This window comes from Methylophilus sp. 'Pure River' (genome assembly GCF_046765995.1).
GTDB lineage: Bacteria > Pseudomonadota > Gammaproteobacteria > Burkholderiales > Methylophilaceae > Methylophilus.
Genome location: NZ_JBKOUE010000012.1, coordinates 63,913 through 82,663, shown reverse-complemented (window position 1 = coordinate 82,663; position 18,751 = coordinate 63,913). Strand labels below are relative to the sequence as shown.

Annotated in this window: 18 protein-coding genes; 17 read left to right on the top strand and 1 reads right to left on the bottom strand. The window is 47.4% G+C overall.

Annotated elements, in window-relative coordinates; genetic code table 11:
* The first annotated feature begins 9 nt into the window (after window positions 1-9).
* From ACIDE9_RS13710 to miaA, 8 genes are all read left to right on the top strand, one after another.
* A complete protein-coding gene (locus ACIDE9_RS13710) occupies window positions 10-984 on the top strand; it encodes a hypothetical protein (protein WP_411995249.1) in 975 nt (324 codons plus the stop codon).
* 119 nt (window positions 985-1,103) lie between these two features.
* Window positions 1,104-1,997: an NAD(P)-dependent methylenetetrahydromethanopterin dehydrogenase gene (locus ACIDE9_RS13705; RefSeq protein ID WP_194754390.1), complete on the top strand. Its 894-nt coding sequence runs from the start codon at window positions 1,104-1,106 to the stop codon at window positions 1,995-1,997.
* A gap of 23 nt (window positions 1,998-2,020) precedes the next feature.
* Window positions 2,021-3,103 (top strand): ATP-grasp domain-containing protein, encoded by a 1,083-nt coding sequence (locus ACIDE9_RS13700; RefSeq protein WP_411995248.1) that lies wholly within the window; start codon window positions 2,021-2,023, stop codon window positions 3,101-3,103.
* Window positions 3,069-4,043 (top strand): methenyltetrahydromethanopterin cyclohydrolase, encoded by a 975-nt coding sequence (mch, locus tag ACIDE9_RS13695; RefSeq protein ID WP_411995247.1) that lies wholly within the window; start codon window positions 3,069-3,071, stop codon window positions 4,041-4,043. The genes ACIDE9_RS13700 and mch overlap by 35 nt, the downstream gene beginning before the upstream one ends.
* Before the next feature lie 82 nt (window positions 4,044-4,125).
* Window positions 4,126-5,037 carry an ATP-grasp domain-containing protein gene (locus ACIDE9_RS13690; protein WP_411995246.1) on the top strand — a complete coding sequence of 304 codons (912 nt, stop codon included), beginning with the start codon at window positions 4,126-4,128 and terminating at the stop codon, window positions 5,035-5,037.
* On the top strand, window positions 5,034-5,897 hold the full coding sequence (locus ACIDE9_RS13685; RefSeq protein ID WP_411995245.1) for a triphosphoribosyl-dephospho-CoA synthase: 864 nt from the start codon (window positions 5,034-5,036) through the stop codon (window positions 5,895-5,897). Before ACIDE9_RS13690 ends, ACIDE9_RS13685 begins: the two co-directional genes overlap by 4 nt.
* A 62-nt stretch (window positions 5,898-5,959) precedes the next feature.
* Complete coding sequence (locus tag ACIDE9_RS13680; protein ID WP_194754394.1) at window positions 5,960-6,331, top strand: 4a-hydroxytetrahydrobiopterin dehydratase; 372 nt, start codon at window positions 5,960-5,962, stop codon at window positions 6,329-6,331.
* A 36-nt stretch (window positions 6,332-6,367) separates the two neighbouring features.
* Window positions 6,368-7,315, top strand: coding sequence for a tRNA (adenosine(37)-N6)-dimethylallyltransferase MiaA (gene miaA / locus ACIDE9_RS13675; protein ID WP_411995244.1), 948 nt, complete (start codon window positions 6,368-6,370; stop codon window positions 7,313-7,315).
* Between the two features lie 31 nt (window positions 7,316-7,346).
* On the opposite strand, the gene ACIDE9_RS13670 is transcribed toward miaA, so the two are convergent.
* Entirely contained in the window at window positions 7,347-8,642 is a 1,296-nt protein-coding gene (locus ACIDE9_RS13670) for an undecaprenyl-phosphate glucose phosphotransferase (RefSeq protein WP_411995243.1), read from the bottom strand.
* A gap of 352 nt (window positions 8,643-8,994) precedes the next feature.
* On the opposite strand from ACIDE9_RS13670, the gene epsL reads away from it, so the two are divergent.
* From epsL to ACIDE9_RS13625, 9 genes are all read left to right on the top strand, one after another.
* Entirely contained in the window at window positions 8,995-10,188 is a 1,194-nt protein-coding gene (epsL, locus tag ACIDE9_RS13665; protein ID WP_411995242.1) for an XrtB/PEP-CTERM-associated polysaccharide biosynthesis outer membrane protein EpsL, read from the top strand.
* 44 nt (window positions 10,189-10,232) lie between these two features.
* A complete protein-coding gene (locus ACIDE9_RS13660; RefSeq protein ID WP_411995241.1) occupies window positions 10,233-11,048 on the top strand; it encodes an EpsD family peptidyl-prolyl cis-trans isomerase in 816 nt (271 codons plus the stop codon).
* Window positions 11,049-11,151: 103 nt separating this feature from the next.
* Window positions 11,152-12,180 carry an SLBB domain-containing protein gene (locus ACIDE9_RS13655; protein WP_411995240.1) on the top strand — a complete coding sequence of 343 codons (1,029 nt, stop codon included), beginning with the start codon at window positions 11,152-11,154 and terminating at the stop codon, window positions 12,178-12,180.
* A 15-nt stretch (window positions 12,181-12,195) separates the two neighbouring features.
* Window positions 12,196-13,545: a chain length determinant protein EpsF gene (gene epsF, locus ACIDE9_RS13650; protein ID WP_411995239.1), complete on the top strand. Its 1,350-nt coding sequence runs from the start codon at window positions 12,196-12,198 to the stop codon at window positions 13,543-13,545.
* A 50-nt stretch (window positions 13,546-13,595) separates the two neighbouring features.
* Window positions 13,596-14,462, top strand: coding sequence for a chain length determinant protein tyrosine kinase EpsG (gene epsG / locus ACIDE9_RS13645; RefSeq protein ID WP_411995238.1), 867 nt, complete (start codon window positions 13,596-13,598; stop codon window positions 14,460-14,462).
* Between the two features lies 1 nt (window position 14,463).
* Window positions 14,464-15,360, top strand: a complete 897-nt coding sequence (gene xrtB, locus ACIDE9_RS13640; protein WP_411995237.1) for an exosortase B — start codon at window positions 14,464-14,466, stop codon at window positions 15,358-15,360.
* An 8-nt stretch (window positions 15,361-15,368) separates the two neighbouring features.
* Window positions 15,369-16,103, top strand: a complete 735-nt coding sequence (locus ACIDE9_RS13635; RefSeq protein WP_411995260.1) for an exosortase C-terminal domain/associated protein EpsI — start codon at window positions 15,369-15,371, stop codon at window positions 16,101-16,103.
* Window positions 16,104-16,107: 4 nt separating this feature from the next.
* Entirely contained in the window at window positions 16,108-17,544 is a 1,437-nt protein-coding gene (locus ACIDE9_RS13630; RefSeq protein WP_411995236.1) for a lipopolysaccharide biosynthesis protein, read from the top strand.
* Window positions 17,545-17,582: 38 nt separating this feature from the next.
* Complete coding sequence (locus ACIDE9_RS13625; RefSeq protein WP_411995235.1) at window positions 17,583-18,749, top strand: glycosyltransferase family 4 protein; 1,167 nt, start codon at window positions 17,583-17,585, stop codon at window positions 18,747-18,749.
* The last annotated feature ends 2 nt before the right edge of the window (window positions 18,750-18,751 follow it).

Below are 18,751 nucleotides of genomic sequence, written 5' to 3'. Positions count from 1 at the left end.
TAAAACGCCATGAATGCAGTCATTCCCGCAGAGCGCACGGTCAGTGTCACCACTTACGGTCGCTTACATCTCGGTTTTTTTAACCTGAATCAGCAGACGCAGCGCCAGTTTGGCAGTGTCGGTGTTGCCATTGATGCATTTCAAACTTCTCTTAGCCTGAGCCCTGGTATTCAGTCGTCACCATTGGACCCTTGGGCTGCCGCCATTTTGCAACGACATCTGGATGCACACCACCTTGCAATAGACCTTAATGTCAGCATACACCAGGCCATCCCACGTCATGGCGGCTTGGGATCAGGTACGCAAATGGCCTTGGCGCTGGGCGCGGCGGTGAATAGTTTACTCGGGCAACCAGTCGACGCCGCGCAGATTGCTGCCGTTCATCAGCGTGGGGCACGTTCAGGCATAGGTATTGCGACCTTTGAGCATGGCGGACTGGTTGTCGATGGCGGACGCGGACCAAATACTATAGTACCGCCCATGCTGGTGCACCAGGCGTTTCCTGCGGATTGGTACTTTTTACTGATCATTGATAATAGCCGTGATGGCTTGCACGGGCAGGGCGAGAAAACAGCCTTTAAAGAATTGGTACCACCCACGCTGGCGGCGACGCAGGCGATTCAGCAGCAACTGTTAAGTGAGGGGCTGCCTGCCTTAATGGAGCAGGACTTTGCAGGATTCAGCGCGTTTTTAGGGGTTTTGCAATCATATAATGCGGATTACTTTGGTCCCGCACAGGGCGGCGCCTATGCCAGCCAGGCGGTGGGCAATATTTTACGGTCGCTCAAACAGCAGGGATATACCGGCATCGGCCAAACCTCATGGGGCCCGACCGGTTTTGTGCTGTTGCCATCTCGTGCGGAAGCGATAGCCATGCAAATGCAATTGCTTGAAACTTATGCAGGAGAGCCTGCCTTGGGTTTCCTGGTGACCGCTGCCGTCAACCGACCAGCCAGCATAACGATAGAAGATGTGGCAAATTAAAACTTTTTAAGATAATTTTGAAAAGTTATGATTTTCACGGTCTACTCTTTATTTTGAACTGGTCTGGAAATGTGTATATTGGCAGAAGGTATTGTTAACACACTGTTCCGGGGGGAAGAATGAAAAAAACCAGTATTATGCATTTGTTCACTGCAGCTAAAAACGCCAGTCCATTCGATGTGAATATGGCGTTTGATGCGGGCTATGAAAAAATCATCTCCTACACTGATGTCACCTTGAATGAAATTGTCGCGCTGACACAAGATGCGATCTTTTCACGTAGTCCTAGCGGTTTAAAACAGCAGGCCTTATTCTTTGGCGGCCGCGATATCCAGGTTGCGCTGGAAATGCAAAAACAGGCACGTAGTGCCATGTTCAAACCATTCGAGTGCCATACGTTCTCTGATCCTTCAGGTGCTTTTACCACCGCCGCGGCCATGCTGGCCAAAGTTGACTTTTACCTGCAAAAATCCGGGAGTGGCTTGGGCAAGGAAAAAGTAGCCATTTTTGGCGCCAGTGGTACGGTAGGCTCTACCGCCGCACTTATCGCCGCACGCCAGGGAGCGACGGTATTCATGGTTGCACACGCGGGTGTGGAAAGCATGCAGGCTTATGTGGATAAATTATCCTCCAGTTACGACGTTAGCCTGCAAGTGGTGGATGGTAGCAGCGAGGCTGCAAAAATTGCCGTATTGAATGAGGCAACGGTCGCCTTGTGCGCGACACCAGCAGGTATTCGCGTATTAGAAGTAGTGCAGTTTGCCAACTCCAAATCATTAAAAGTCGTTGCCGACGTCAACGCGGTACCTCCCTCCGGGATTGAAGGAGTGGATACATTTTCTAATGGCGGCTTGATTGAAGGCACACAGGTGGCCGGGTTTGGCGCCTTGGCGATTGGTCAACTGAAATATGTCACACAAAACAAATTGCTGGAGCAAATGTTGCAAAGCGAAAGCCCGATGCACATTGATTACCACCAGGCTTATGAGTATGCCTGCGCGCACGTAGAATAAGGTCATTCTTGCGGCTGGCCATTTTGTCTCATAGTGCGCGTATCTATAGCCAGATCGCGCAACAAGAGGGATGGCGTGTACTGGCAGTGGATGCATTTGCGGATAGTGATACAAGGCAAGCCGCACAGGCGGTATATCGATGGCCAGGACTGTACGAGCAAGATGCGAGTGATGCGTTGACAGCGTTATTTAACGTGTTGGACGCATATCAACCGGATGCCGTACTAGTGGGGTCTGGTTTTGAAGCCAATCAGGCTGCGTATGCCGCCTTGTTTGCACGCTACACGGTTGCTGGTAATACGCCTGACACTGTTGACCGTGTCAAACATCCGCAATGGTTAAAAGCTTGTTGTGATACGCAAGGCGTGCAATCACCGTTTATCGCTGAAAGCAAACCCGCAGCAGGGCGGTGGCTGTACAAGCAGGCAGGACAATGTGGCGGCAGTCATGTGCAAGATTGGCAGACGGTGAGTCATGTAGATGCATCAGGCTACTGGCAAGCATTTCAGCCAGGGCAAGCGGTGGGGATATTATTTGCGGCACAAGGGCAGGCAGCGACACTGATTGGTGTGCATGCGCTCAAGCAACATGTGAACAGCTTTGCTTATGCCGGTGCAACGCGCTTACACGAGGCTACTTTGTATGCCGCTGCTAACGCACTGTTGCAGGCGTTAGTACCAGCGTTGGGCTTGGTGGGCATCAATAGTATTGATGCCATGTGGCATGAGGGCCGCTTGCATGTCATTGAGGTCAACCCAAGGTTGAGTGCCAGTATGCGTTTGTACAGGCATCTGCCATTGATACAAATGCATATGGCCAGTTGTCAGCATCAGGTCATGCCGGTATTGCAACCGCAAACAATGCATGCGAGTCATTGCATTGCGTATGCGCGACAAGAGATTGATTTAAGCCAGTTTAGTTTACCTGACTGGCTGGAAGACCGGCCCAGCGGCGGCGTCATCGCTGCCGGGCAGCCCGTTTGCAGCCTCTATGCAGAAGGGCACTCAGACAGCGAAGTTCTACAGGCTTTGCAGGACAGAAAAACACGATTAGAAACATTATGGGGGACTTATGTCTGTGACAACATCGAATTCAACATCCATTAGCGTTCAACAATACAGCGCACCGTTGGTCGCGCATTTGATTGCCAACGCACCGGCCCTGGGCTGTGCGGTATCTACCCATGAAAGCGGCGCGACGATTGTCGACGCCGGTATTCAAGTGCCAGGTGGGTTAGAGGCGGGGCGTATTATTGCCGAAATCTGCATGGGCGGACTAGGGAGTGTCGCTTTGCAACAAGTGCCTCAGTTTGCCAATTGGCCACTGAGCGTTGTAGTGACGGCCAAACAGCCCGTGATCGCTTGCTTAGGTAGCCAGTATGCTGGTTGGGCGTTGTCACACGAGAAGTTTTTCTCGCTGGGTAGTGGCCCGGCACGCTCGATTGCGCAGCGCGAAGAGGTGTTTAAAGATATTCACTATAGCGACAAAGGCGAGCAAACCGTATTAGTGCTTGAAACCGATAAGGTGCCGCCGGTGCAAGTCATTGAAAAAGTGGCTAGAGATACCGGTTTGCCAGCCAATAAGCTGACCTTTATCCTGACACCGACACGCAGTGTGGCTGGCTCTTTGCAGGTGACTGCGCGCGTACTCGAAGTCGCGCTGCACAAATGCCATACCCTGCATTTTGACCTCAATACGATTGTGGATGGTTATGGGGTTGCGCCAGTGCCTGCCCCATCCCCGGACTTTATTGTCGGCATGGGACGCACCAATGATGCCATCCTGTTTGGCGGGTTCGTGCAGTTATTCGTCAATGCTGACGATGCCGCAGCGGAGCAACTGGCACAACAATTACCTTCTTCATCCTCTAAAGACTATGGCCGCCCATTCGCTGAAGTGTTTAAAGCCGTGAACATGGACTTCTACCAGATTGATCCGATGTTGTTCTCGCCAGCCAAAGTCAGCGTAACCAACCTTAAGTCCGGCAAGACATTCTTTGCTGGTAAGTTTAATGAAGCGCTTTTGAATCAGTCATTTGGCAGTTAAACTTAAAGTCTTATAAAACCATTCTCACGCGGGAATCAATGCATGCCATGCACTGTTCCCGCGTGATTTCTTTAGAGCTGACATGAAGGTTGTTCCTATTTTTACCGACGAGGTCGCCCAAGCAGGCGGCTGGCACGGACAGTCATTGGCACAGGCATTTGCGCGGCGTGGCTGGCAAGCGCTGATGGTCTCCTTGGATAGTTGTTACGTCAGCATCGTCAATCAGTCGGTGCAAGTGCATATTCCCGGATTAACGCAAACAGCGCCTATGGCTTTTGTACGTGGGGTCGCTGCCGGCACCACGCAGCAAATCATTACACGCATGAATCTGTTGCACACCTTGCAACGGCAAGGCATGACGATTTACAACCATGCCAGAGCCATTGAAACGACTGTGGATAAAGGCCTGACCAGCCAGTTGCTGGCAGAGCAGGGCGTTGCAACACCGGCGACCTGGGTGTGCGAGCACAGGCACATCGCGCATGTGCTCATGCAGCAGGCGCTGGATAATGGAAAAACACTGGTGATCAAGCCCCTGTTTGGCTCACAGGGCAAAGGTGTGCGCTTAATCGAGCAGCGCGCGCAATTTGCGCTACCGCAAGATATGTTTGTCGATGGCGTTTATTATCTGCAAGAGAAGATTGATTGCGGTGCCTACCAGCATGATTACCGGGTATTTGTGGTGCGTGGCGAACCGATTGCCGTGATGAAGCGGCAAGGGGATAGTTGGTTGCACAATGTGGCGCGTGGTGCGCGCTGCACGGCCTGTGATGAGATCGATGTGGCGGACATTGGCGTTCAGGCTGCCAAGGCAATAGGGATTGATTATGCTGGCGTGGATGTGATGCGAGACCGCGATGGCAAACTGTGGGTGATAGAAGTAAACAGTATTCCGGCCTGGCGCGGCTTGCAAACAGTGACCAGCGTAGAAATTGCCGATGTGTTGGTTAATGATTTGTTGCTGCAGTCGGATGCAGTCGGAGCCTTGGTATGACGTCGATACTACAACAGGCCTACCAGCAAGCGTGCCTGGCAGAGCTGGAGGCATTAAAGCCCGGCAATGTACATATTTTTGCTGATGGCCATGGCATGCAGGTGCAGGACTTTATCCATAGCGCCGAAGCCTCTGCGCCAGCATTGTGTGATGATCAGGTATTCGGCACGCGGACACTGGGCCAGCGTATCTTGCACGCTTTGCAGGCGACCCACGCCAAAGTAGGCTGCAATACCAATTTGGGTATTATTTTGCTGGCTGCACCCGTGGTGCAAGCTTACCTGCAATATCCACAGTTATTACTGTCAGCAGGTTTGCAGCAAGTATTGCAACGAACATCGGTGGGCGATGCAGCCCTGGTATATGAAGGTATCCGGCTGGTCAGCCCGGCGGGCATGGGTCAGCGCGATGAGCACGATGTGGCGCAGGCACCCCAAATCACTTTGCTTGAGGCCATGCAGCTGGCCAGTGGGAGCGACATGGTGGCGCGCCAGTATGTGGATGGCTATGCGCAGATTTTTTCAGCTACCATACCGCTTTATCATAAACTGTGCGAGCGTTGGCAGCGGCCTGCCTGGGCACTGACGGCGGTCTATCTATATTGGCTTTCTAGCGTGCCGGACAGCCATATTGCCCGCAAATATGGCGCGGCGACTGTCGCTGAGGTCCAACAACTTGCCGCCACGCATTATCAGGCTTTTCAGGCGCTAGATAATCCTAAACACTATATGCCTGAATTGCTGCAATGGGATGCGGCGCTCAAGCAGAATAAGCTCAATCCGGGTACCAGTGCTGATCTCACCGTGATCACTGTCATGCTCTCACAGCTAACAGCAAGCAAACCTGCCGGTTTCTCTTAAGTCCGGCGGCATAGCTGAGGTATACTGCATGGTCTTAATGCAAGTTTTATCAGGAGGATGCCATGACCGACCAAGTGCTCACAGAACAGGAACTGCAACAGCATTTAACTGAGTCTTTACCCCATTGGGTATTTGAAGACGGCTGGATACGCCGCAAATACAAAACCAATAGCTGGAAAGGCACACTGATGGTCGTAAATACCGTCGGCCACCTGGCTGAGGCTGCCTGGCACCATCCTGATTTAACCGTCTCTTATGCCTTTGTCATCGTCAAACTGTGCACGCACAGCGCCAAAGGCATCACCATGAAAGACATCGAACTCGCCCGTAAAATTGAAGAGGTCGTGCAATGGCAGCCACAATTACAAGTCGGCTCAGCCCTGGAAGGAACGCCGCAGAGTGATTTGCGCTTTAGCTACGTTAAATACGATTAATCCATTTGATGTCTGCTTGTTAATGTTTCACGTTGTATGACCGCCACCTATTTGCCGCCAGCCATCTTCTTAATGGGCCCCACCGCCAGCGGCAAAACAGCGGCCACCATTGCTCTGTGTGAGCGTTTTCCCGTCGACATCATCAGCGTCGATTCGGCACTGGTCTATCGCGATATGGATATCGGTACCGCCAAACCGGATGCCGACACATTACGCCAGGCGCCGCATCACTTAATAGACCTGATTTCACCGTTAGAACAGTATTCTGCCGCGCAATTTGCCAAAGACGCTTTGGCTCTGATGCATGCGGCGACGGCAAATGGTCGTATCCCGGTGTTGGTCGGTGGCACCATGCTGTATTTCAACGCCTTGCAGCACGGCCTCAGCGATTTGCCAGAAGCCGATGTAGCTATCCGCGCCCAGATTGAAGCTGAGGCAAATGCCTTAGGCTGGCCCGCGATGCATGCGCAATTGGCCAGCATCGACCCAGCCGTGGCCGCCAAGATACATACTACCGACTCGCAGCGTATTGAGCGTGCCCTGGAGGTTTACCGCATCAGCGGTAAAACGATGAGTGTATTGCGCGCCCAATCGCAAAAGGCATCACTGCCTTTTAATATCCTTAAACTCGCCCTAATGCCCAGCGAGCGCAGCGTGTTGCACCAACGGATTGCCCAGCGCTTTCAAAGCATGCTAGAGCAAGGCTTTGTCGATGAAGTAAAACGCCTATTGATTAAATATCCGCAATTAACCGTAGATAGCCCCAGCATGCGCTGCGTCGGCTACCGCCAGGCGCTACAATTCCTGAATGGTGAAATTGACTTGCCGGATTTGGGCGAACATGGCGTCTATGCCACGCGCCAACTTGCCAAACGCCAGCTCACCTGGCTACGCGGCATGGACGATGTGCAGGTGCTGGATTGCTTGCGTGAGGATTGGGTCGAGCAGGCGTTAATAATGATACAGCAGCATACGCAGTCATAAAAAAACCGGACATTGTCCGGTTTTTTATTATCTAGTAAGCACCATCTTGGCCGACGATGGTTAACCAGGCTGTTTTTGCCACGATTAGCATATCCAGGCGCGGACTCCAGTTACGCAGGTATTCAAGATCATAGTGAACGCGTTGTTCCATTTTTTCTAAAGTATCAGTTTCACCACGGAAACCGTTGACCTGTGCCCAGCCAGTAATCCCTGGTTTCACTTTATGCCGCACCATATAGCCTTTAATCAGCTTACGGTATTCTTCGTTATGGGCAACCGCATGCGGACGCGGGCCCACCACACTCATGCGGCCCTGTAACACGTTAATGAACTGTGGCAGCTCATCCAATGACGACTTGCGTAAAAATGCGCCCAACGGCGTAATGCGCTGATCATTCCTGGTTGCTTGTGTCACTGTGCCACCATCTTCAGTCACAGTCATCGAGCGGAACTTATAGACAAGAATTTGTTGCCCATCTAGGCCATAGCGGCGCTGCTTGAAAATGATAGGGCCAGGGGAGGTGAGTTTTACTGCCGCGGCAATCCCTAACAAAATCGGCGAAATCAGAATCAGCACAAACAGCGAGAACAAGATGTCTGCTGTACGCTTAATCAGGCCATCTACACCAGTGAAAGGCGTTTCACATACCGAAACTACAGGAATACCATTCACATCAGATACCCGGCCCTGAATCAAGTCGGTGACAAAAATATCCGGTACAAAGTAAATGGATGCCGTCGTGTCTTTCAAATCATCCAGCAACTTCAATATACGCGGATGACTGGACATCGGCAGCGCAATGTAAATAGTGTGAATCTGGTGACTTTTGCAGTAGGCCGGGATATCTGTCAATGCCCCCAGAATTTCGAAGCCGTGATCTTGCGGCGTACGCTCTGGTGCGCGGTCTTCAAAGAACCCCAATACAGAAACACGGCTATACTCATCTGCCAACAGGTTGTTAGCAACAGCCAGGCCCTGTTCATTCAGGCCAATAATCACAGCATGCTTGGTTGGCCCTTGCAGGCTAATGAAGAAAGGTGACAGCACTCTCAGCGCTGTTAACGCCAGGATCTGTGCAATCGGGGTGCCAATTAACCAGGCGTAAATAATCTCAGGGGTATATAACGTGATGTAACCCGTGATACGCGCAAAAACAAGCACCATGCCGGCCAGCAATATCCACTGAAAAATGACATCGCGTGCCATTTTCCAAAAGCCGAGGCGAATTTTTGCACCACTTGGAAAGGTGACTGAAAATAGCAGGATGGAGGTAAAAAAGATAGAGATAGGAATTCTATCTTCAAAATAAATAAAAATACCCCACATGAAAAACACTAAAACGAGGGGCTCTACAATGGACTCAACGAAGTAAAGTGGGCTTCTGGGCCCTGAGGATAACCCTGAGATGGTTCTGATTGGCGGCCTAATAGTTTTTTTCATAATTATTTAATTCAATATACCGCTTTGAGTGTAACTAAATTCAGGCTTGACGGCAATCGGCGAATGGCTATCAAAAATCAGTTCAGATGTAATAAAACTGTCTTGATACCTCACGTATACTAAACAGCATCTTTTGCTGATAATGCAAGTATTACTAAAAAGTTAAATTTCTCTAGCATTAAATGTATGTTTACGGGTTAGAATGTGTCCAAACATCAATTTACTGTTGCTTAAACACATGTCATCTTGCAAGCAATTTCCCAAAGTAAAAATTAAACGCCCCATCCAGTGCTGGATTGCACTTACCCTCAGCGCATTACCATTTATGGTCACTGCTGACGAGTTGGATACCATACAGTTTAATGCTGCAATCAATAAAACATACGATGACAATATTTTTCGTCAGAGTCAAAATGGAATCTCTGATGTTATTACAATCAGCACTCTAGGCATCAAGGTAGACAAAACCTATTCTTTGCAGCGTTTCACGCTAGATGCATCATATGCAAACTTTAAATATAACAAAACAGACTTTCTTGATTATGATGCCAAAAACTATAACGCTGCCTGGCTCTGGTCACTGACGCCTAATCTGACAGGTAAAATTACTTCTGAGCAAACTCAAATGCTCAATGATTTTAGAGATTTTGCGAATCCGATCCAAAATATCAGAACCTCAAAAATACAACGGTTTAGGGCCGAATACTCCCCCCATCAAGTCTGGACCGTCATCAGCGGTGTGACCTATACAGATGTCACAAATAGCCAACAATTTAATGCACAAGCCAACTTTAATGCGTTTGCATTTGACTATGGTGCGAAATATCGCTTTTCTTCCGGCTCTAGTCTGGCGTTTCTTGGACACAAACGTAGAGGCGAATATCAGGACAGGCCGGTTACTCCTACTTTCGACAGCGGCTATGATGAGTCCGAGTATGAAATAGATGCAGTTTTAAAAGCGACGGGCAAGAGTAGTTTAAGTGCAAAGCTTGGTTACATACAGCGGGAATATGACAATTTAACCCTAAGGGACTACCAGTCATTTATTGGGTATGTCAATTACGACTTGTACCTGACAGGAAAAATGCTGGCGAATTTCAACCTTTCTCGCACGGTTTATCCATTCGAACAGAGCAATAGTACCTACTCATCTACAGACCTGCTCAAGAGCGAGCTCATTTACAATATCAGCGACAAAGTTCAAGCCACCGTCAACGCCAGAATATCTGATCGTGATTTTGATGGGCGTGGTCAATTTGGCACAATTGGACGTACAGACAAGGAAAAAGGCTTTGGTGGATCGCTGCGATGGTCACCAATTAAGAATGTGTCCCTTTCTGTAAATAGCAGCAAATCATATCGTAATTCCACATTATCGCAGTTTGATTTTGATGATACGCTCACCAGCATCAATCTAGATTTGAAAATTTAATCGATAAATCTATTAATGCATTGTTAATAGATAATGACTTCAGAATGAAAAATATAATTACAAATTTCTGTCTTTTAGTGCTGGCAAGTTGTTCCGGACAAAATAATGCCAATCATGGTTCTCAGGTGTTAGCCACGGTGAATGGTGATGAAATCACTGCTTTTGCTTTGCAAGCTGAACTTAAAGGCGCGCAGCAAAATGAAAATGATCAGGATGCCGCCAAAAAGTTACTTGCGGGTTTAATTGATCGTCAATTACTGGTGCAGGAAGCCTTGAAGCTTGACCTGGAAAGAACCCCTGAAGTTGTCCAGGCGATAGAGTCTGCAAAAGCAAAGATTTATGCTCAGGCCTATTTGTCAAAAAAACTGGCGAAAATTACAGCAGCATCTGAAACAGATATAAACACCTTTATTGAGTCACATCCTGACAAGTTCAGGCATCGTAAGGTGTTTAAAATGCAAGATGTGGTTTTTTCAAACGACGTCGCACAGTTTGATTTGTCTTCGCTGGAAAAAGAAGCGGTCACCCTACAGGACTTGCAGGCTAGGTTGGTCGCCAACGGTATCCATTACGAAACTGGAACTAGTCAGCTATTTACGGATAGGTTGCCAGAATCAGTGCTGGATAAAATAAAGGCCATGAAAAAAGGCGATTTACTTTTTTTGCACAATCACAATAATATTATTGTAAAGTCAATCGACGATATTACTGAGCAGCCGATGTCAGAAGAACATGCTCATTTGCTGGCAGGGCGATTACTTGACCAGCAAAAACAGCAAGAATTTATTGCCAAGGAAGTTGCCAGGCTAAAGGCGCTATCCAGTATTGAAGTAATGGATACAGAACCTAATAAGCAATGACACGTAGCGAATCATTTAAGTTATAGTGTGCTGTAGGCTCGCTTAATATTGCTTGATGATCGCCGTAATATATAGACTTAATTACCATAAAGAGTTATCACTTATGATGAATTTTAAAAATTACTTCGCTGCTATATTTTTATTCCTGTTCAGTATGGTTGCCCATGCGGACTATACCTTGGGTGCCGGTGACTATGTCAAGGTGGTCGTTTATGGGGATGCTGAGCTGACCAGGGAAACCAGGGTTTCTGAGGACGGTGTATTGACGATGCCGCTGATCGGGGAAGTGAAAGTGGGCGGTCTCACCACCATCGAAAGTGAAAAACGCATTGCTGAGCAGTTGAAACGTGGTGGATTTATTGCCAATCCTCAAGTGTCTGTGTTGGTGCTTGAGTTTATGAGTAAGACGGTTTCTGTTCTGGGCGGTGTACCCAAGCCAGGACGCTACCCAGTGACCAGGCCAACCGATGTAAAAGATATTTTGGCTGAGGCTGGCGGTTTAGTACCAGATGCCTCAGAGATAATCACGGTGGTGCGCGGTGATAAACGTAGCGAATATGATTTGAATGAAGTCATCGAGCGTCGCAATGTCAACGACCAGGATGTTCGCCTGACTGGTGGTGAAACCATCTATATCAGTACACGTGATGTCGCTGTTGTTGGTCAGGTGTTACGCCCAGGCAAATACGGTATTCAAGGTGGCACTCGTAAAATCAGCGATTTCGTCGCATTGGCTGGTGGCGCCACTGAAAATGCGGGCGAGACCCTGTTTTTTACATCAGCACGGTCCGGTACGCCTGTCACACAGGAAATCAATATTGATGAATTATTTAGATCCCCATCCAGCGCATTGAATAAAGACCTTCAGCCAGGTGATGTCGTGTACGTGCCTAAAGCGCCGCAAGTCTATGTTTATGGTGAAGTGCAACGTCCGGGCATGTACAAAATTGATAAAAACATGACTGTGATGCAAGGCATTGCTAAAGCGGGTGGTTTGACAGTACGTGGCACCCAGCGCTCAGTCAAATTGCATAGAAAAAATGCCGAAGGCTCCACTGTGAAACAAATCCCTGAACTCACCGCAACTTTACAAGATGAAGATGTGTTGTTTATTGAAGAAAGTCTATTGTAATTTAAAAGGTTGACTATGAATTTATCTCAGTTGGTGCTGGTTTTAAAAGCACGCTATAAAATGATTTTGCTGGTGGCTGTGATTACGTTGTTGACAGCCAGTCTGGTCAGCTTGCTGTTTCCCAAAAGCTATAAAGCAGCCACAACAGTCATTTTGAATTATAAAGGGGTCGACCCAGTGACCGGCATGGCCATGCCAGCGCAATTGATGCCTGGCTACATGGCCACTCAAGTGGATATTATTCAAAGCAAAAATGTGACTTTGGACGTGATCAAGCGGTTACATCTGGCGGAGGTGAAGTCTTTACAACAGCAGTTCGCTGAAGCCACGGAAGGTAAACAAGCTGACATCAATGAGTGGTTGGCAGATTTGTTACAGCAAAAACTGACTATCTTGCCTTCTAAGGAAAGCAGTGTCATCAGCATTGGCTATAAAGGGGTGGATCCGGTATTTGCTGCGACGATGGCGAATGCATTTGCGGAGTCATATATCAACCTCAGCCTGAAACTTAAAATTGATCCAGCGATCAAGGCCTCACAGTATTTGTCCGAGCAAACCAAGGCCCTGCGCGAAAATTTGCAACAGGCGCAAGATAGATTGGCCGAGTATCAGCAAAAACATGGCTTAACCAGTATTCAGGAAGCTTACGACGTTGAAACATCCAAGTTACGTGATTTGTCTTCACAGTACAGCCTGGCACAATCACAGTCGATTGAAGCGAATTCACGTCGCAATGATGCTTCAAAAAATATGAGTGATTCACCAGACGTAGTGCAAAGCCCTATTGTTCAGAATTTGCGCATGAACTTGGCAACCGCTGAATCAAAGCTGGCAGAAATGGGGCAGCGCTATAGTAAAAACCACCCTATGTATATCGCCTCAGAGGCAGAGGTGGCTAAGTTGAGAAGTCAGTTGAACAATGAAATTGACCGTACAGTCGTCAGCCTGAGTAACAGCGCAAGCATCAACTCTCAGCGCCTGGGCGACTTGAAGTTTCAACTTGAGAAGCAAAAGCAGAAGGTATTGGATTTAAACCGCTCAAGATCTGATTTAAGCATTTTCGAGAAAGAAGTACAAATTGCGCAGAATGCACTGGAGTCTGTGAACAACCGTTTCAGCCAGACTGCGCTAGAGGGCCAATCTAATCAGGGGGATATCTCGGTACTTGAAACAGCGGTTCCGCCATTAGAGCCAAGCAATCCCAGCCTGTTTTTAATCGCACCATTCTCAATGGTTATCGGCGCATTACTGGGTTGCTTATTTGCTCTGTTAGCAGAAATGCTGGATCGTCGTGTTCGCAGCAGGGATGATCTTTTGACGCTGGGTGAGATTCCAGTGTTTGAATACAACATCAAGTCAGTCTAGTTTTAGCTGATGTTTTAGAAAACAATTTATCAGGCACAAAGTGATTGCGTATGAATATTATTGAAACAGAAAACAAAGCGCCCTTGAAAACCGTCTCTTCCAGTATCGGACATTTGTTACTAGATATGGGGAAAATCACTGATAAAGATGCCGAGCGCATTCTGAAGTTTCAAAAAGAAAAGTCCATGCGCTTTGGTGAGGCTGCCCTGGCACTCGGTTTTGTTTCGATAGAGGATATCAATCAGGCGCTGTCTTATCAGTTTGATTACCCTTACATCACCCCGGACAAAGCCTCGTTTAATACAGGACTGGTTGCCGCATTTGATCCGTTTTCAAAGCAGGTTGAATCGCTGCGTTCTTTGCGCACGCAACTGATTCTGCGCTGGTTCGAGCGTGGCTTTAAAACGATCGCAGTTTCGTCCGCTAAAGATGCAGATGGTGCCAGCTTGCTGGCTTCCAATCTGGCAGTTGTGTTCTCTCAACTAGGTGAGCGCACCTTGTTGATCGATGCCAACCTCAGAGACCCTTCACAGCACAAGCTGTTCAAGTTAAACAATCATCATGGCTTATCAGATATTCTGGTTGGCCGTGCTACAACCGACGTTGTGGTCAGAATTCCCTCTTTGCTCAACCTGAGCATTTTGACAGCAGGCGCAACGCCACCTAATCCGCAAGAGCTGCTGAACAAAGAAGCGCTGGATGAGTTGTTGCAAAGTTTTGCCGACCACTATGATGTGATCATTCTCGATACGTCACCATTGTTGCAATCTTCAGATGCACAGATTGTGGCGAAAAAGGTGGGTGGTGTACTGATTTCTACACTGCAAAATATTACGACATTAAAAGATACTCAAGAGGCTTACGAGGCTTGCCGTAGCCTGGGCATTGATGTGCAAATTGCTTTGAATACAAACTAAGATGTCAGTGTCTCCAGCCACAAGTCCATCAGGGGCAAACCATAAGCTCTTCGGCTATATAGCGGTATTGCTGTCGCTATTGGTGTTATATGTACCGGTATTCCATGATTTGTTTGTGACAGTCTGGAACTCGGACACACAGTCCCATGGCCCAATAGTGTTGGGTATTGGCCTCTGGTTTTTTTATTTTAAAACCAGACAAATTCTAGAGAAACCGCAAACCTTTAAACCAGCGCCTTTACTTGGCTGGCCGATGATTATATTAGGGGCAGGCTTATATCTCATAGGCTACTCACAGAGTGTTTACATCATCTCTATTTTGTCTCTGGTGTTTATCCTCTGCGGCTTAATTTGCATTATATTTGGCGCTCACATCGCGCTTAAATACTGGTTTGCACTGTTCTTTTTTGTGTTCCTTATTCCTTGGCCAGCGTCAGTGATTGACACATTGACCCAGCCTATGAAAATAGCCGTTTCCTTTGCAGCAGATCATCTGTTGTATGCGCTGGACTATCCAATTGCGCGCTCTGGCGTTATTTTGCAGATCGGCCAATACAAGTTGCTGGTGGCTGATGCCTGTGCTGGTCTCAACTCCTTGTTTACGCTGGAAGCCATTGGGCTGCTCTATATCAATGTGATTAACCACCAGGCTTTTTGGCGTAACGTGCTGCTTGCAGTGCTCATCGTGCCGATTTCTTTCACCTCTAATGTATTACGGGTGTGTACTTTGGCTTTAATTACGTTCCATATGGGAGATGAAGCAGGGCAGGGCTTTTTGCATAACTTCTCTGGCATGATTCTTTTCCTGACAGCGCTCATTTTGATTATTGTGATTGACTCACTGATTCAAAAAATTGCCGAAAAATTCAAACTTAACAGCTTGCTTAGCCAAGACTAGCCTTCGTGATGAAAGACTTATACTTAAAACTGCCTTCTGTAACACTTGCAACAGGCTTGCAGCTATTGTTGTTAAGTGTTGTTTTTTTTGGCCTGGCCACCATTCTCAAGCCTCACGAGCATTATGCAAAATCAGAAAGCAACTTCGAGAAAAATATCCCCAGAGACATTAATGGATGGGTAGAGGTGCAACAGTCTACACCTCAGGTCAGCATGGTCAGCGATGAAAAAAGCCTCATTAATCAGCTATATGATGACACCCTGATGCGGACTTATGCAGATGCAGATGGTCATCAGGTCATGGTTGCGCTCGCCTATGCCAGGGAGCAACGTCAGGATGTGAAAATTCATCAGCCCGATATCTGCTACCCGGCACAGGGCTATCAAATGCAAAAAACTGAAACGGTTGCATTTGATGCATTACAACGTAGCGGTAGCGCTCCAGTCGTAGGTAAAAGGCAGCTCTACTACGGCCAAAATCACCTTGAGGCTGTGAGTTACTGGATACGCGTCGGTGACCGCACCTTGACCTCTGGCTTGCAAATGCGCCTGAAAATCATTGAAGATGGATTGCTGAAGCGACGTTTGGATGATGGCATCCTCGTACGAGTTTCATCTGTCATTTCAGATGAGAGTAAGCAGGCAGATGCATATGCATTACAAGAAAGGTTTCTTAAGGAGTTTGTTGAGACTGTTGAACACGACATGCCTGGACTGCTCATCCCTAACGCGTTGAAGTCGTAATTGCATGTCAGCAGTATCAAATGTCAAATGGGTTGCAGTTTCACAAGCGGCAAGAATCCTTTCGCAATTAGCCAATATCTTCGTCCTCGCTAGGATACTGCCTCCTAGCGATTATGGCCTGATGGCAATGGCCACGATAGTGACCAACCTTGCATTACTGATCAGAGATCAGGGTACATCTGCAGCGATTATTCAGAAAGAGGGATTGGAACACAGTACGATCAATACGGTTTTCTGGTTCAATATTCTGGTTGGTTTTACGATAGCGGTCATAATCATGGTCAGTTCGCCCTTGATTGCAAGTTATTTTAAACATGCTGAATTGATCACTATTTTAGTTGTGCTGGCACTGGTATTCCCCATTTCAAGTTCGTCAATATCACACCAGGCATTACTCGAGCGCGAATCTAAATTCAGAAAACTCGCTTTTATTGAGTTAGTTGCATCTATCGTGGCCATGGTGATTGCCGTCATTGCGGCGCTGAATGGTGCCGGTGTTTACAGTTTGGTATTACAAGCAATATTGATGGCGTTAATCTCTTCCACTCTGATTTGGGTGAACTCCGATTGGCGCCCCAAGGGAAAACCTACCTTAGCTGAGTTAAAGGCTATTTTGCCATTCACCGGACATATGACGGCATTTCAGTTAATTACTTATTTTTTTAGAAACGCAGACAGTATGATCGTCGGCCGTTTGTTGGGTGTCGTCTCACTGGGCGTTTACTCCATGGCTTACAGAGTGATGCTGTTACCAGTGCAAAATATCACTTGGGCTGCTTCTCGTGCCTTGTTTCCGGTGATGAGCCGTCAGCAGAATGCACTCGACGAAATGGGCAGACTTTATTTGCAGACACTTGGATTTATTTCGTTTCTCACCGCCCCATTAATGGCTGGCATATTTTCGGTGAGAGAAGTGTTCGTCGAAGTTGCTTTTGGCCAGCAATGGTTGCAAGTCGCTGGTGTGCTGGCATGGTTGACGTCTGTAGGGTTTATGCAGTCAATATCGAGTACCACAGGCACTGTTTTTATGGCGCAGGGTAAAACCAGGTTACTGATGTGGGTTTCCTTGTTCAATGCCGGGCTGCATCTTGGTGCATTTTGGGTAGGGGCTAATCAAGGTGTCGATGGCGTTGCCGAGTGGTACTTTTATGCCAGTTTTATTTCCGGCATCTTGTCACTGAAAGTAGCAGGCAAACTGGTTAATTGCAGTGGATTGCAAATGCTTGATGCTTGCTTACGACCGGTGGCTATCGCGATTGTCATGTGTGCGGTTGTGAGGGCAGTCTATTGGCACACCCTTGGCTTGTGGTGGAACAATGTGGCAGCCCTTATAGGGCTCACTATGCTGGGCATGACAATTTATTTTGCGGCTTACTACCTGTTTCTGCGGGAGACTTTTAATAGTTATCTGTCTAAACTATTAAAAAACAAAGCTGCTTGATTGCATTTAGTATTGATGACCGAAAGATATTAAGCTTCATGAACAAAATTTTGATGGTTTCAATGTTTTTTCCGCCCACGTTTGGTGGTGCTTCCGTGCAATCGCTACGGCTCGCCAAAGAGTTAATCAAGCAGGGATGCCAGGTAGAATTCTTGTCTGACAATGCGACAAAACCAACCATTTATAATGATCAATATGATGGCGTCGTGGTTACACGCTTAAAGACTTATTCGGAGAATCTGCATTCAAAATTGCGCGAGTTGATTTTTTCGATCAAACTCATCAAGTTCCTGCTGTTCAGGCCAGATCTCAAAATTGTGCACTTTCATGCTATCCGCGGTCTGGAATTACTTACATTCCCGATTATCCGGTTGATGGGTAAAAAGGTTATCCTTAAGCTGACTCTGGTAGGCGTGGATGACCCTCTGGCATTTAAGCGCAGAAAATTATTGTCTCCTTTGTTTATGTGGGGACTCAGGTCTGCAAATCACATGATTGCCATCTCAGAGGAGTTGAAGCAGAGATCCTACCAGGCAGGTTTTGATAATCAGGTGGTAAAAAAAATATTCAACGGTTTTGATGAGGAAAATTTTTTCATTCCAGACGCTGCGCAGAAAGCTGCATTGCGTACACAACTGGCTATCCCTTTAAATGCGCCCGTTTTCCTGTCCGTGGGTAAAGTTGAGCATCGCAAAGGGTATGATTTGCTATTGCAAGCTTTTGTAGATATTCAAAAGCATATGCCGGAAGCTACCCTTGTTGTGGTCGGACCTGATAATGTCGAGTCAAACAGCTATTATTTGAGTTTGCAGGCTTTTATTGCTAAACATCAATTGCAGAATATTCATTTTGTTGGCCGACAATACAATGTGCATGAGTTTACAAAAGCATCTGACTATTTCTTGTTCTGTTCACGGCAAGAAGGTTTCGGAACTGTGATGATCGAAGCAATGGCTTGTGGTTTACCAACCATTGCAATGAATATCCAGGGTGTCACAGAAGATATCGTTTCAGATAACAGAATCGGTGTGATTAATTATTCACATGACCCTGCCGAGTTTGCGCAGCAGGCATTAAGTCTCATCAAAGAGGCAAAACAGGAAAATATACAGGCAGCAGTGAAAACCTTGAGTGAAAAGTTCTCAATTTCAAACATTGCTAAAAGCTATATTCATTTGTATCGTCAGCTTAGTAATCATCAATAAAT